This is a genomic window from Paracoccus alcaliphilus, from assembly GCF_028553725.1.
Lineage (GTDB): Bacteria > Pseudomonadota > Alphaproteobacteria > Rhodobacterales > Rhodobacteraceae > Paracoccus > Paracoccus alcaliphilus.
Genome location: NZ_CP067126.1, coordinates 290,834 through 305,569, shown reverse-complemented (window position 1 = coordinate 305,569; position 14,736 = coordinate 290,834). Strand labels below are relative to the sequence as shown.

The following is a 14,736-nucleotide window of genomic DNA, read 5'->3' as shown; positions in this document are numbered from 1 at the left end:
AAATGGCGAGGGCGGCCGATGCCGCCCGCGCCCTCGTCCAGTCTTGCCGGTCTTTTACTCTGCGACCGGCTGGATGCGCCAGATGCGATCGCCCTTTGGGTCGTTCTCGCCCATCGACTTGTTGACGGCATAGATGGTGCCGTCGGCGGTCGCGCGCGCCTGATTGGGGAAGCTGCCATTGTCCAGATTGGCGACGATCTCGCCTTCGGTGCTGACCACGGTCAGCGTGCCCGCGCCGCGATTGCTGACATAGGCATTGCGCCCGACCGGATCGAAGGTGACGTTCAGCGCACCCGCGCCGACCTCGACATCATGCAGGACCTCGCCCGATTCCGCATCGACGATCAGCAGGTTGTCCGTCCCTTGCGAGGCCACGAAGATCAGCCCGTCCTGCGGATCATAGGACGCGCCCGAGGCCGAGACCGCGCCGGTCAGCGCGATCACCCTGGCCTCGCCGCTGTCCAGATCGATGATGGCGGCTTCGGGGGTGGACAAGCTGACGGTGACCAGCGTGCCGCCCTCTTCGTCCAGCGCAAGGCTCATGACCGAGAACTCTTCGCCGCGCAGTTGCGACGGCACGGTGATCGGTTCCAGCTTGTCCAGCGTGGCGGTGTCGAACACCTCAATCACGTCAGAGCCGGTGGCGCTGGCATAGGCGTGGCCACGGGTCTCGTCCACGACCACGTCGCGGGCATGGTTCACGTCGCCCGGCTCGAACTGCTTGACCAGCGACAGGTCTTCCTGGCTGTAAACGGCGATGGTGTTCTGGCGGGTATTGGTCACCCAGACATTGCCATTCGCATCATCCACATCGACGCCATAGACGGCGAACACACCGCCATCGCTGCCGTCGGGACGCGCGGGCGCGGCCTCGGGCGTGGTGCTGGCGATGGTTTCCAGCGTTTCCGGGTCGATCTTGATCAGCGCCGATTCCCTGACCGGCGGGCGGCCAACGGCGGCCGTCACGAACAGCGCATTCGATTCCGTGCTGAGGGCAACCTGATAGAGGCCCGCGGTCACGGCTTCGCTGGCGATGTCAAAGCGGTCCTCGTTCGAGACCGGGATCTGCGGCGAGACCTTCAGGTCCACCACCGTCGCGGCGGCCGGGTTCTCGGCGATGACGACGATGGGCTGCAATCCGGTCGAGGCGGCATCGTCCACGGTCAGTTCGAAGCTGATTTTGCCCTCGTCATCAACGGTCAGCGGGCCATCGGCGTTCAGCACCGAGGTGCCGCGCATCAGGGTGATCTGCTGGCCGGGCACCAGCCCCTCGCCCGAAATCACTGCCCCGGAACCGGGATAGACCGGCTGGCCACGCTCGGCCCCGGCGGCACTGACACGGCCCTGAAAGACATCCGAGGTCGGGGTGAAGATGCTATCGGCCAGAACCGGCTGGGCCGCAAGGCTGAGCGCAAGCGCGGTGGCACCAAACAGGGCACGCAAAGATTGACGCTGAAGCATGGTCTTGAATTCTCCTGACTAAAGGATCGCTTCGGGCTTGTCCGGTGATACGGTCTGGCTTCGATCCCGTGCAGCAGTATATTCCTGACCAAGGTTGTCAACATCTGAAACCCATGACACGGGGCGACAATGGCAGAAAACAGGAAAGGGGCCGGACAGTGACGCAGACAGGCAGGGATACCGGGCGCGTGGGGCCGGAACATGCGCGGGCGCAGGCGGAGCTGAGGATTTTCGGGGAAGATCTGCCGACCCATATCCTGTCGCAAAAGGTCGTGGATTGCGGCCCCGGCCACCGGCTGTTTCTGGCCGTGCCGCGCGGCGAAGCGCCGCAGGCGGGCTGGCCGGTGATCTATCTGCTGGATGGTAATGCGGCGTTCGATTTTCTGACGCCGGAACATCTGGCGCTGGTGCCGGGACTGATGCTGGTCGGCGTTGGCTATGACATCGACCGCCAGTTCGCCCGCGAAAGGCGCACGCTGGATTTCACCGCCCCCGACGGGCCGGGCGACGGCATCCGCCCCGATCCGGTCCATCCGGGCCGCATGGCGGGCGGTGCCGCGCAGTTTCTGGACCGCCTGACCGGCCCCCTGCGCGCCGCAGCCGAGGCCGGTCTGCCCATCGACCCCACGCGCCGGACCTTGTGGGGGCACAGTTTCGGCGGGCTGTTCACCCTTTATGCGCTGCTGACGCAGCCCGACAGTTTCGCGCGTTTCGCCTCGATCAGCCCGTCGATCTGGTGGGACGAGCCGTTGATCCGCCGCGTCGCCGAACAGGCCGGGCCGATGGCGGATGCGCCGCCCCTGCTGGTGGCGCTGGGGAACAAGGAGAAACGCTCGGGCAGTTCCGGCCCGCCGCCCGACGGTCCCGCCCCCGCCACGCTGAAATTCGTGGCCGATCTGCAAGAGGGCACCGGGCTGTCGCCGGATCTGCATGTGCTGCCGGGGCTGATCCATATCCAGACCATCGCCGGATCGCTGCCGCTGGCCTTGCCTTTTGCGGCGGCGTAAGCCTTAGCCCATCCGCGCGGCCAGCAACGGCGCGATCAGTGCCGATGCCTCGGCCGAGGTCATATGCGCGTGCAGGAACGGCACCTCCAGCGCCTCGACCCGCGCGGCATAGGGCTGCCACAGGGCCGCCGTCAGATCGCGATCCCTGTGATCCAGCGCGGCGCGGATATGGGTCAGCGTGGCGGCGCCGTGGCGGTGATGATGGCCGCGCACCAGCCGGTTGGTATCGGTCACCGTCCGCACCACCCCATCCAGAACCGGCGTGGGAAGCGCCCCCAGCGTCGAATCGCCCGCCCGCAGGAAGGCCACCACCTTGTCGCGGCTGTCCAGATCGCGATGCGCCTCGGGGTCGTAACCGGCGATGGCCAGCAGCGCACGCAGGGCAGCCACGGGATCGGGCGCGGGCTCGTCGCGCCAGACATCGGCGGGATAGCTGTCCAGCGCCGCGACCAGCCCGACCTCTCGCCCCATTGCCGCCAGTTCGACCGCCATGGTCTGCGCGATGATGCCACCGACCGACCAGCCCGCCAGATGCACCGGCCCCGAAGGCACCAGAGCGACGACGCGGCGGACATAATCCCGCGCCAGCGCATCGAGGCTGTCAGGCAGGGGCTGCGCCGCATCCAGCCCCGGATGCTGCAATCCCCAGACCTGCCGCGCGGGCGCGATCAGCCGCGCCAGCCCGCGATAGCCCCATGCGATACCGCCCGCCGGATGGATCACGAACAAGGGCGCCGCGTCGGGTGCCCCCTCGGCCAGCAGGATCAGTGGACCCAGACCGTCATCCTGCGTCTCGGCCTGCAACGCCTGCGCCAGTTGCGACAGGACCGGCTGTTCAAAGATCGTGCCCAGACCGGGGTCGCGCCCGGTTTGGGCCTCGATCCGCTGCGCCAGCCGTACTGCCGACAACGAATCGCCGCCAAGCGCAAAGAAATCGGCCTCGGCCGGGGCGGGTGCGGGCAGGTGCAGGATATCCGCGAACAGCCGCGCCAGCATCTGTTCCATCGGCGTTTCAGCCGCGCGACCGCTGGCGGAAAAGACCGGCGCGGGCAGGGCCTTGCGGTCCAGCTTGCCGTTCGAGGTGACCGGCAGCGACGCCAGCGCGATCTCTGCCGATGGAAGCATATAGGCGGGCAGCACCGCCGCCAGTTGCGACGCCAGCGCGCCCTGGGTGTAATCGTCGGATGGCACCAGATAGGCGACCAGACGCTTGTCGCCCGCCCGGTCCTCGCGCGCCAGCACCACGCATTCGCGAGCCAGTCCGGTGGCGATGATGGCGGCCTCGATCTCGCCCAGTTCGATCCGCAACCCCCGGATCTTCACCTGATGGTCCGAGCGACCCAGATAGACCACCGCCCCGTCATCACGTCGCCGCGCCAGATCGCCGGTGGCATAGAGCCTTTCGCCGGGCCGCGCCGGGTCGGGAATGAAGCGTTCGGCGGTCAGGTCGTCACGGCCCAGATAGCCGCGCGCCAGCTGCACCCCGCCCAGATAGAGATGCCCGGCCAGCCCCGGCGGCACCGGGCGCATCCGGTCGTCCAGCACCTCCAGCCGGGTATTCCAGACCGGCCAGCCGATCGGCACCGGATTGGCACTGTCGTCGGGCGTGGCGGGCCAGTAGCTGACATCGACCGCAGCTTCAGTCGGCCCATAAAGATTGTGAAGTTGCGCGTTGATCTTGCTGTGAAAACGGTCGCGGTGATCGGCGGTCAGTTCCTCGCCCGAACAGAAGACGCGGCGCAATTCCAGTCCGTCGGATGCGGGCGAGGCCAGAAAGGCCGACAGCATCGAGGGCACGAAATGCAACGTGGTAATCCCGTGGCGGCGGATCGCGGCAGCGATCTGCGCGGGGTCGCGATGGGCGCCGGGCGCGGCCATGACCAGTTCGGCCCCGGCCAGCATCGGCAGGAAGAATTCCCACACCGAGACATCGAAGGTCGCCGGGGTCTTTTGCAGGATGCGGTCGCTGGCATCGACGCCGTAATGCGCCTGCATCCACAGCAGCCGGTTCACGATGGCGCGGTGTTCGACCATCACGCCCTTCGGCTCTCCGGTCGAGCCAGAGGTGAAGATGACATAGGCCAGATCGCCGGGCGTCGTGCCGGTGGGGCCTGGCCGCCCCTGTTCCGGCCAGTCATCGGTCAGCAGCAGCGCCGCATCCGCCGGAAACAGCCCGGCCAGGTCGGCAGAGGTCAGCACCGCGACCGGCTGCGCCCGCGACAGGATGCGGGCGATCCGCTCGGGCGGGTGATCGGGGTCCAGCGGCAGATAGGCGGCGCCCGCCCGCAGAACCGCCAGCAACGCGATGGGCAGATGCAGCGAGCGTTCCAGCGCCACGGCCACCAGCCGATCCGGCCCCGCACCCAGCGCCTGCAACCGCGCCGCCAGCGCCGCACTGAGCCGATCCAATTCATTGAAGTTCAGATTATTGTCGAAGAAACTTAATGCTGTTTCTTCGGGGCGAGCGACCATCTGCGCCTCGATCAGCGCGGTCAGGGTCGTGTCTGTCAGCGGATGGCTGGTGTCGTTCACCGCATTGGTCGCCGCGATCTCGGCCGGGCTGGCGGTGGGGATCTGTGCCAGATTGTCGGCCCGCAGCGCAGCCGACAGAAAGGCGATCAGTCGCGCCGAATGTCCGGCGATATCGGTGGCGGTATAAAGCGCCGGATTCGCATCGACCTCGAACAGCAACCCGGCCTGCGGATCGCCCCGGAAGGTGAAGGTCAGATCATCCACCGCCCCCGCGCCAAGGATGTGCAGCCCGACTTGCAAGCCCGGAAAGACCGGCGGGCGGTCGAAGGGCTGCACATTGACCAGCGGGCCATAAAGCCGCCGCGAACCACCGATCAACCCCAGATCGCGGCGCAGATATTCGCTGCGGTACAGCCCATATTTGCGGGCCTCGCGCATCAGGGCGGCCTGATCGCGCAGCCAGCCGGGCAGGGGCGCGCCTTCGTCAGGGCGGATGCGATGCGGCAGCACGTTCATTGCCATGCAGGGCAGTCGCGCGATCTTACGCCCGATCCGGGCCATGAAGGGCAGGCCGATCACCGCCTCATTGCCGGTCCAGCGGGCCAGATAGGCCCCGGTCAGCGCGTTCAGCACATCGGGCCAGCTCAGCTTGTGGGTTTCGGAATAAACCTCCAGCAAATTCGTAATATCATCAGGCAACCATCTTGTTTTACGAATGAAATCATGGCCACTGTTGGCGCGTCCCGGAACGGGGCCGGTGACCTCGGGCAGATCGGTCAGCGCGGCTTTCCACCATGCGGCGGCGGCCTGTCGGCGGTCGGAGGCACGCCATGCGGCATCCTCGTCATGGGCGCGCTGATAGGGCGGAAAGGCGATCGGCACCGGTCCCGCGCCGGTCAGCGCGGCATAGTGTTCCCCGATCCGGTTCGTCACCAGCACCATGCCATAACCGTCGATGGCCAGATGGTGGATCCGTTCATACAGCAGGTGGCGATCATCGCTGAGGATGAACAGGGTAAAGGCCGCGACGGGATCGCGGCTCAGATCCAGCGGGCGGTTGCTGTCGGCCTGCATCCGGGCCAGCGCCTCGGCCTCGGCCCCGGGGTGGCCGCGCAGATCGACGGTGGCGGGTGTGATGCCCTGATCCGAAAGCCATTGCCGGGGGCCGTCCGGGCCGGTCTGAAAGCGCAGATGCAGCGCCTCGGATTCCGCGATGGTCTGCGCCAGCGCCTGCAGCAGCGCCGCGCGATCCAGCGGGCCGCGCAGGTCCAGATACTGCCCGGTGTTCAGGATCGGGTTCGCCGGGTCCAGCGCCTGCGCATACCACAATCCCTCCTGTGCCTCGGTCAGAGGGCGCATGCGGATATCGCCCGGCAGGGCGCGCGTGACCGGATCATGGGCCGTCATGTCAGTCGGCCTGAGCGGGCCGGACGACCTCGCGCCACCATTCGCCAAGGGTGGAGTATTCGGCGAACAGCCCGAAATCGGCCTTCAGCCCAGCCTCTTCCCAGGCCAGAACCAGACGCATCATACGCAGCGAATCCAGCCCCAGATCGGGCAGGATATCGTCATCGCCCACCTCGGACGGGTCAAGGTCGATGATGGCGGCGATATCGGCGCGCATCTTGTCCAGCGTCAGCGTCATGGCCTTGCTCCTTCCTCCAGGAAACGGGCGCGCAGCCGGGCGCGCAACTGGTTACGGCTGATCTTGCCGACGGCGGTGGTCTCGAATTCAGGCACGAACACCACCTGATCGGGCACCTTGAAATCGGCCACGCCGCGGCCACGCATGAAGGCCTTGACCTCGGGCGCGCGCAGGGCGGTATCGGGCTGAAGGATCACGAAGGCGCAGCTGCGTTCGCCCAGAAATTCGTCGGGGATCGAGACCACGGCGGCGTCGAAGATGCCTGTATGGGCCAGCAGGTGGTCCTCGATCTCCTCGGCCGAGATCTTCTCGCCCGCCCGGTTGATGTGATCGCCCGCCCGGCCCTGCACCACCAGATAACCGCCGGGCAGCCGCCGGACGATATCGCCGGTGCGATAGAAGCCGTCCGGGGTAAAGCTGCGGGCATTGGCCGAAGGTTCGTTGTGATAGGCGCGGATCGTATAGGGGCCGCGCGTCAGCAGATGGCCCGGCTCGCCCTCGGGGACCGGATTGCCCTCGTCATCCAGCACCAGCACCTCGTCATCGGGGCTGATCGGGCGGCCCTGTGTGCCGATGATGATTTCTTCGGGGTCGTCCAGCCGGGTATAGTTCACCAGCCCCTCGGCCATGCCAAAGACCTGCTGCAAGGTGCAGCCCAATGCGCCGCGCACCCGGGCCGCCGCCTCGGGGATGAATTTCGCGCCGCCCACCTGCAAGACCTGAAGGCTGGAGATGTCGTGCTTCGTGCGGGGCGCGGCCTGCATCCACAACAGCGCCACGGGGGGCACGACGCCGGTGATGGTCACGCCCTCGGCCGCGATCAGCCCGAAGGCGGTTTCGGCGCTGGGATTGGGACACATGACCACGCGCGATCCGGCATAAAGCGCGCCCATCAGCCCCGGAGAGCTCATCGGGAAGTTATGCGCGACGGGCAGCGCGGCCATATAGACACTGTCGGGCCCCAGTCCACAGATCTCGGCACTGGCGCGGAAGCTGTAGATGTAATCGTCATGCGTGCGCGGGATCAGTTTCGACAGCCCGGTCGAGCCGCCCGAGATCTGCAAGAACGCCACCGAGGACGGATCGACCTGCGGCAGTTCGGCATCGCTGGCGGGCAGGGCGTCCAGCGCCAGATGCGGGCCGGGATCGCCGATCACCACGACATGCGCGATGCCCGGCACCTCTTGCTGCACGGCCGAGGCCAGCGGGCGATAGTCGAACCCCTCGTGCCGGTCGGCGATCATCAGCGCCCTGGCGCCAGAGCGGTTGGCGAAATGGACCAGCTCGGTCTGGCGATGGGCGGGCAGGGCATAGACCGGGATCAGCCCGGCCAGAAACACGCCAAAGACCGCCGAAACGAAACCGGCGATATTGGGAAGCTGCACGATCACCCGGTCGCCCGGCTGCAAACCCAGCCCCATCAGTCCGCGCGCGGCGGCTTCGGCGCGTTCCAGCACCTCGGCATAGGTCCAGCGGTTCTGGGCATCGACCACGGCCAGCCGGTCGGGATGCCGGGCGGCGCGGGCGCGCAGGAAATCACCGAAAGTTTCGCCCTGCCAATAGCCCTTTTCGCGGTAAAGACTGGCGAATTCATCCGGCCAAACCTGCCGGGGCATGAAATCAACTGGATCGGACACCGCACACCTGCCTTGCTTGCCTGGGCCCGGCAATACTGTGCCCGACTGTAATCGTCAACTTTTCGTCACGCCATTGCTGCCCCGCAGCATCGCCGGTATGTTTTGTCAGGACATTTCGTCCCGCCCCTTTGCCAGACAGCGTCCCCGGTACGCGGCGTGTTCCAGAAAGAGCGAGTATTCAGATGACGACAGTTCCTCCCCCGACACAGGCGTATTGGCGCGACAGCAGCGAACGCTATGGCATCGTGACCCGGGTTCTGCATTGGCTGATGGCCGCGTTGCTGTTGTGGCAGTTCGTCGGCATGGGGCTGCGTCTGCTGCTGGGCCGGGATTCCATCGCCAGCTTTTTCGTCGGGCTGCATCAGCCGGTTGGCACGGTGCTGTTTCTGCTGATCCTCGTGCGGCTGATCTGGGCACGCAGCAACCGGCGGAACCGCCCCGATCACGGCAGCGGATTCATTGCCACCACCGCACGTCTGGGGCATGGCGCGATGTATGTTCTGATGCTGACCGTGCCCAGTCTGGCGCTGCTGCGGGCATGGGGCGGCGAACGTGTCTTTGCGCCGTTCGGCTTTGAAATCTTCCCTGCGCGCGAGGTCGAGATCGCCTGGACTGGCAAACTGGCCGGGTTGCTGCATGGGGAACTGGCATGGGTGATGGCCCTGCTGATCCTGGGTCATGTCGGCATGGTCATTGTGCATGAACGGATGTGGCGCGACGACACCCTGTCGCGGATGGCGGGACGCCGGGGCTGAGGCCCCTCAGCGCCGCGCCAGCCCTGCCGCGGCCAGCGCGAATTCTCCACGCTCGACGGCCCGCGTCAGGATATCACGCTCTGGCCCCGGCAGTTGATCGACGCGCGAGGGCCGTACACGGGGCAGACCCGAGGCCGCGTTCAGCCAATCCTCGGGCGCGCGTCCGGTCAGATAGATGCCCAGCCGCGCCAGCTCGCTGCGGGGCCGGGTGCAAAGGTCTTCGTAATGCAGGACCAGCGGGCGGGCACCCTCCATCCCACGCAGACCGGCAACGGTGACCGCCGACCAGAAGGCGCCGCATTCACGCAACCCGGGGCGGCGCGACAGGATGCGGCGGACCCCGACCTGCCCGCCGATGGCGGCGATCACCGGCCACAGCGCGCCGCGCCCGTAATGGCCGCGCGGGCCCAGCAGGTCGATGCCAAGGGGGCGCAGCCTGCTCCACATCCAGATCGCCAGCCGCGCCGCCGGATAGTCGCGCATCGACAGCGCCGTATCGGCCCCGTTGCGCAACAACAGCACCGGCCGGGCCTCGGGAAACAGCCCGCGCAAGGTGCCCGCCGCGGCCAGTGATCCGCCCGACCGCTCGACCCAGATCCTTTTCCCACCGGCCTCGCCCGCAAGATCCGCAAACAGCGCCCGGTAATGATCGGCCAGCGGCAGATCGAGGCGGGCGTTCGCGGCAGTGGCAAGACGCGCGAACAGGTCGTCGGGTCGCTCGCTCAGATGCGGCAGCGTCACCGCCAGCAGCGGCGGGCAGGCATAGGGATCATGCGCGGGATCAGCCACCCGGCCATAGAGGAACTCGTCCGGCGCGATATCGGGATTGGCCAGTTGCGACAGCGCAGCCGAAGGCCTGGCCAGCCGATGCCAAAACGCCGCGCCACTGATTCGCGTGCGCACCGGACGGAAGGCATGCGGCCCGGCGGTCGAGAACAGCTCGGACAGCGACAGGATATCCGGGTGCAGCCGCAGCACTTGCGACAACAGGGTCGAACCGCAGCGGGCCGAGCCAAGAATCAGCCCGCCGCGCATCGGCTGGCCGGACGGATCGGCGGCCCGCAGGGGTGCGGCTTCCATCCGCATCCTCAGGCGGCCCCGGACTTGATCGAGGCGATCAGCCGGTCGATCATCCGATGCGCCAGCTGGTGCGGTTCCTGCCGGGTCAGCAGGTCCAGCCGCGAACTGGCCGACAGCGACACGACGCCGTGGACCGATACCAGCAATTCCTCGGCCAGCAGGCGCGCATCGGTGCGTGGCTCAAGCGCCCTGATCGGCAGGGCCACGCGGTCGATCAGCGCCTCGATCATGCCGGTATACCAGACCGGAAACTGGTCGGTGACGCGCGGGCCTTCGAACAATCCGCGCCAGACCTCGGGGCGTTCGACCACGAAATCGACATAGGTATCGGCCATCGCCACCAGCCATTCGCGCGAATCCTGACCGGGCGGAATTGCATCGACGGCGCGGGCCAGATCGATGAACCCCATCCGGTTCACCTCCAGCAGGACCGCGTTCATGCCGTCGAACAGATTATAGATCGTGCCGGGCGTCGTCCCGACCGCCTGAGCCAGCGCGCGCGCTGTCAGGGCGGTGGGGCCGCCTTCCTCCAGAAGCTGCCTGGCAGCCTCGATCGAGGCAGAGCGGAGGGCTTCGTAATCATACTGACGAGGACGGGCCATGAATCCTTTTCCAACATTTGTGAACAATGTTCAATAAAACGTCTTGACGTGAAGGTCAACCTTTGTCAACGTTAATGAACACTGTCCAATAATGGTATCAGCGATGCAACCGATTCCCCTCAAGATCTGCGGCACGGGCAGCTATCTTCCCCGCCGTATCCTGACTTCGGAAGAAATAGACGCCCGTCTGGGCTGGCGTCCGGGCACCTGCCATTCGCTTTATGGCATCAAGACCCGCCACGTCGCCGATGACGAGGAAACCACCTCGGCCATGGCGGCCGGGGCGGCGTTGCAGGCGATGGAGATGGCGGGCTGCGGTCCGCGCGACATCGACCTGATCATCGGCGCCTGCGGCGTCATGGAGCAGCCGATCCCCTCGACCGCCGTTCTGGTGCAGGACCGGCTGGGGCTGGGACGCAGCGGCATACCCGCATGGGATGTGAACGCGACCTGCCTTGGCTTTCTGAAGGGGATGGATGTCGCGGCAATGCATATCCAGACCGGGCGGGCCAAACGGGTTCTGGTGTTTTCGTCGGACATCGCTTCGGTCGGGCTGGATTGGGGCCACCCGGAGGCGGCGGCGATCTTTGGCGATGGCGCGGCGGCGGTCGTGCTGGAGGCGGGCGAAGGCGACAGCGCCCTGCTGGCCATGGGTTTCGAGACCTATTCGCAAGGCCGCGATGCCTGCGTGCTGGCCGCCGGGGGCACCCGCGTCAACCCGGTGCGCGGCATGCAGACGGGCGAGGATCGCTTTCGGATGGACGGGCAAAAGGCGTTCCGCGTCGCCTCGCGCTATCTGCCGCGCTTCCTGCGCCGCCTGCTGCTGAAATCCGAGGTCGGGCTGGACCGGCTGGATTGCGTCATTCCCCATCAGGCCAGCGCGCAGTCGCTGAACCACGCCATCCAGAACCTGCTGCTGGGGGCAGAGCGGGTGGTCAATATCTTTGCCCAGCATGGCAATCAGATCGCGGCTTCGATCCCGACGGCGCTGGATCATGCCGTGCGCAGCGGGCGGCTGAAGCGCGGCGATCATGCGCTGCTGATCGGAACCTCGGCCGGCATTTCGCTTGGCGGCAGCGTGGTGAGGTTCTGATGCGCGCCCTTGTCACCGGAGCGACGGGCTGCCTTGGCCGCGCCCTTGTCGAAGAGCTGAGCCTGCATGGCTGGAACCTGCGCACGACGGCGCGGACCCCTGCCGACCTGCCCGATTTCATGGCCGCCGATCTGGTCACCTCGGATCTGCGCCCGATCCTGAAGGGCGTCGATGTGGTCTTTCACTGTGCCGCGCTGTCTTCCGCCTGGGGGTCCGAGGCCGAGTTCATCGCCGCCAATGTCACCGCCACAAGGCGGCTGCTTCAGGCCGCCGAAGATGCCGGGGCGATGCGCTTTGTCTTTGCCTCGACCCCCAGCCTCTACGCCGACGGCACCGACCGGCTGGACGTGGCCGAGAATGCGCCGCTGCCCGCGCGCTGCGTCACCCCCTATGCCCATTACAAGCGGCTGGCCGAGCGGATGGTGCTGGCCGCCGATGGCGGGATGCGCTGCAACGCGATCCGGCCCCGCGCCATCTATGGCCGCTACGACCGTTCGCTGCTGCCGCGGCTGTTTCAGGCGATGCGCCGGGGCATGGTGCCGATGATCGGCGGCGGGCACGCCCTGATCGACGTGACCCACCGGCGCGATGCGGCGCGGGCGATGATCCTTGCCGCGTCGGGGCCGGGCGGGCGGGTCTGGAACGTGACTTCGGGCCGGGCCTTCGCCTTTCGCGATCTGGTCGAGATCGCCGGGCGCCGCAGCGGGCTGCGCTTTCGCAGTCCCCGGATCCCCTATTCGCTGGCCATGTCGCTGGCCACGACCGCCGAGACGATGGCGCGCTGGCGCGGCGGGGCCGAGCCGGCGCTGACCCGGCAGGCCGTGGCCTCGCTGGGGCGCAGCCTGACGCTGGACATCACCGCCGCCCGGCGCGATCTGGGGTACAAGCCGCTGGTCGGGTTCGAGGAAGGGCTGCAAGAGTGCTTTGCCTGACCACCCATCAGGTCGGTTCCTGCCGCGCCATCGGCTGGGCGGCGGGAACGGGCGGGCCGCTGCCGGTCAGCTTTCCCGCGCTGGTCACGCTGATCCGGCTGGAGGGGTTCAGCCTGCTGGTCGATTGCGGCTATGGCCCGGCGTTTTTCGAGGCCACCGCCGGGTTTCCGGCCCGCATCTATCGCTGGTTGACGCCGGTCAGGCTGCCCGACAGCCAGCGGCTGAACCGGCAACTGCCCTGCCAGCCCGATCTGGTGATGCTGACCCATCTGCATGCCGATCACGTCGCCGGGCTGTGCGATCTGCCCGCCCATGTCCCGGTCGCGGCCTCGGCCACAGCCGTGGCGCATCTGCGCGGGCTGTCCGATCTGGCGGCAACGCGGGCGGCCTGTCCGCCGCGCCTGCGCGACATGATCCTGTCGCGCCCGCTGTCAATGATCGAGAACCAGCCCTTGCGCGACACCGGCCTGCCGTGCTTTCCCTCGGGCCATGACCTGCTGGGCGATGGCCGCCTGCTGGCGGTGCCGTTGCCGGGGCATGGCGTCGGCCAGATGGGCCTGTGGATCCCCGAGGCCGCGCGGCTGCTGATCGCCGATGCCGCCTATTCGCGCCGCGCGCTGCGCCTGAACCGGATGCCGCCGCGCGTGGTGTTGTCGGGGCTGGGCGATGCGACGGCCTATGCCCAGACCTTCACCGCGCTGCGGCGGCTGATGCTGCTGCGCCCCGAGATCCGCCTGGACCCCTCTCATTGCCCCGAGGTCGCGCCATGTTCCTGACCACCTTCCTGACCGCGCGCTATGGCCGCTGCTTTCCGTCGCGCGCCGCGATCGAAAGCCATCACGTCCGCGCCTTCGACCGCTTCCGCCGCAAGGTGATGCCGCGATCGCCCTTTTATCGCGATCTGGCCCGCACACCGCTGGCCGCCCTGCCGCGCATGGACAAGGCCAGCCTGATGGAGAATTTTTCCGCCATCAACACCTGCGGACTGGACTATGATCGGGCGCTGGAGGTCGCGCTGCGGGCCGAAAAGACGCGCGACTTCTCGCCCCTGATCGGCAAGGTATCGGTCGGGCTGTCCACCGGCACCTCGGGGCAGCGGGGGCTGTTTCTGACCACGCCGCGCGAAAGGGCGCAATGGGCGGCGATCATGCTGGGGCGGTTCTGGCCCGATCTGCGGCGGCGTCAGCGGGTGGCGTTTTTCATGCGCGCCGACAATGCGCTGTATCGCAGCATGTCCAACCCGATGATCCGGTTCGAGTTCTTCGACATGATGACACCCTGGGACGAGCATCTGCCGCGGCTGAATGGGCTGGACCCGACCGTGCTGATCGCGCCCGCCCGCATTCTGGGGCAACTGGCGCTGGCCGGGCTGCGGATTTCGCCGCAGCGGGTGATCTCGATCGCGGAAACGCTGATGCCCGATGACCGCGCCGCCATCACCGCAAGTTTCGGCTGCCGGGTGGATGAGGTCTATCAGGCGACCGAGGGCGTGATGGCGATGACCTGCCCCGCCGGCAATCTGCACCTGAACGAACATTGGCTGCGGATCGAGCGTGACGTGATCGACCCCGCCACCGGCGCCTTCTGCCCGGTCATTCACGATTTCACCCGCGAAAGCCTGCCGATCCTGAATTATCGGCTGAACGACGTGCTGATCCCCGACCCAGAGCCCTGCCCATGCGGCTGCGCCAGCCAGCGCATCGCCCGGATCGAGGGAAGAGAGGACGACATGCTGTGGTGGCCCGGCCCTTCGGGCCCGCGTCTGGTGCCCGCCGACGCCATCCGCAACATGATCGCCTGCCTGCCGCTGCGCCTGCGGGACTGGCGCGCGATCCAGCGGGGCGATGTGCTGGAAATCTGGCTGGACGGCGCCGACAGCGATCCCCGCCCGGCGCTGGAACAGGCCCTGACCGATCTGGGGCGGCGGCTGAACTGCACCCCGCCGCAACTGCTGGTCCGTCAGGGCCTGCCATCCGAAGGCGACGCCAAGCGACGCCGCGTCCGGGTGGATGCGGGCTGATCGCGGGGGCGGGTGACATTCCCGCCGGGGCA

Annotated in this window: 12 protein-coding genes; 6 read left to right on the top strand and 6 right to left on the bottom strand. The window is 67.4% G+C overall.

What is annotated here, in order from left to right; all coding sequences use genetic code 11:
• Positions 1-54: 54 nt before the first annotated feature.
• Positions 55-1,461 carry a YncE family protein gene (locus tag JHW40_RS21785; RefSeq protein WP_090613326.1) on the bottom strand — a complete coding sequence of 469 codons (1,407 nt, stop codon included), beginning with the start codon at positions 1,459-1,461 and terminating at the stop codon, positions 55-57.
• A 158-nt stretch (positions 1,462-1,619) separates the two neighbouring features.
• Between JHW40_RS21785 and JHW40_RS21780 the strand changes: the two genes are divergently transcribed.
• The gene (locus JHW40_RS21780; RefSeq protein WP_244519233.1) at positions 1,620-2,468 is read left to right on the top strand and encodes an alpha/beta hydrolase; all 849 of its coding nucleotides are present in this window, start codon (positions 1,620-1,622) and stop codon (positions 2,466-2,468) included.
• A gap of 3 nt (positions 2,469-2,471) precedes the next feature.
• Here JHW40_RS21780 and JHW40_RS21775 read toward each other — a convergent pair whose 3' ends face one another.
• From JHW40_RS21775 to JHW40_RS21765, 3 genes are read right to left on the bottom strand one after another with little or no spacing between them, the layout of a single operon-like run.
• A complete protein-coding gene (locus JHW40_RS21775) occupies positions 2,472-6,347 on the bottom strand; it encodes a non-ribosomal peptide synthetase (protein WP_211657316.1) in 3,876 nt (1,291 codons plus the stop codon).
• 1 nt (position 6,348) lies between these two features.
• On the bottom strand, positions 6,349-6,585 hold the full coding sequence (locus JHW40_RS21770) for a phosphopantetheine-binding protein (protein WP_090613333.1): 237 nt from the start codon (positions 6,583-6,585) through the stop codon (positions 6,349-6,351).
• On the bottom strand, positions 6,582-8,201 hold the full coding sequence (locus JHW40_RS21765; RefSeq protein ID WP_090613335.1) for a (2,3-dihydroxybenzoyl)adenylate synthase: 1,620 nt from the start codon (positions 8,199-8,201) through the stop codon (positions 6,582-6,584). Before JHW40_RS21765 ends, JHW40_RS21770 begins: the two co-directional genes overlap by 4 nt.
• Positions 8,202-8,404: 203 nt before the next feature.
• On the opposite strand from JHW40_RS21765, the gene JHW40_RS21760 reads away from it, so the two are divergent.
• Positions 8,405-8,977 (top strand): cytochrome b, encoded by a 573-nt coding sequence (locus JHW40_RS21760; RefSeq protein ID WP_090613337.1) that lies wholly within the window; start codon positions 8,405-8,407, stop codon positions 8,975-8,977.
• A gap of 6 nt (positions 8,978-8,983) precedes the next feature.
• Here JHW40_RS21760 and JHW40_RS21755 read toward each other — a convergent pair whose 3' ends face one another.
• Both JHW40_RS21755 and JHW40_RS21750 read right to left on the bottom strand, forming a co-directional pair.
• On the bottom strand, positions 8,984-10,057 hold the full coding sequence (locus tag JHW40_RS21755) for a sulfotransferase (RefSeq protein ID WP_244519235.1): 1,074 nt from the start codon (positions 10,055-10,057) through the stop codon (positions 8,984-8,986).
• Between the two features lie 8 nt (positions 10,058-10,065).
• On the bottom strand, positions 10,066-10,659 hold the full coding sequence (locus tag JHW40_RS21750; protein ID WP_090613338.1) for a TetR/AcrR family transcriptional regulator: 594 nt from the start codon (positions 10,657-10,659) through the stop codon (positions 10,066-10,068).
• Between the two features lie 103 nt (positions 10,660-10,762).
• Here JHW40_RS21750 and JHW40_RS21745 point away from each other — a divergent pair, with 103 nt between their 5' ends.
• From JHW40_RS21745 to JHW40_RS21730, 4 genes are read left to right on the top strand one after another with little or no spacing between them, the layout of a single operon-like run.
• On the top strand, positions 10,763-11,752 hold the full coding sequence (locus JHW40_RS21745; RefSeq protein WP_090613341.1) for a 3-oxoacyl-[acyl-carrier-protein] synthase III C-terminal domain-containing protein: 990 nt from the start codon (positions 10,763-10,765) through the stop codon (positions 11,750-11,752).
• Positions 11,752-12,684: an NAD-dependent epimerase/dehydratase family protein gene (locus tag JHW40_RS21740; protein WP_090613343.1), complete on the top strand. Its 933-nt coding sequence runs from the start codon at positions 11,752-11,754 to the stop codon at positions 12,682-12,684. Before JHW40_RS21745 ends, JHW40_RS21740 begins: the two co-directional genes overlap by 1 nt.
• Positions 12,672-13,460, top strand: coding sequence for an MBL fold metallo-hydrolase (locus tag JHW40_RS21735; RefSeq protein ID WP_090613345.1), 789 nt, complete (start codon positions 12,672-12,674; stop codon positions 13,458-13,460). Before JHW40_RS21740 ends, JHW40_RS21735 begins: the two co-directional genes overlap by 13 nt.
• Positions 13,451-14,704, top strand: a complete 1,254-nt coding sequence (locus JHW40_RS21730; RefSeq protein ID WP_090613346.1) for a F390 synthetase-related protein — start codon at positions 13,451-13,453, stop codon at positions 14,702-14,704. The genes JHW40_RS21735 and JHW40_RS21730 overlap by 10 nt, the downstream gene beginning before the upstream one ends.
• The last annotated feature ends 32 nt before the right edge of the window (positions 14,705-14,736 follow it).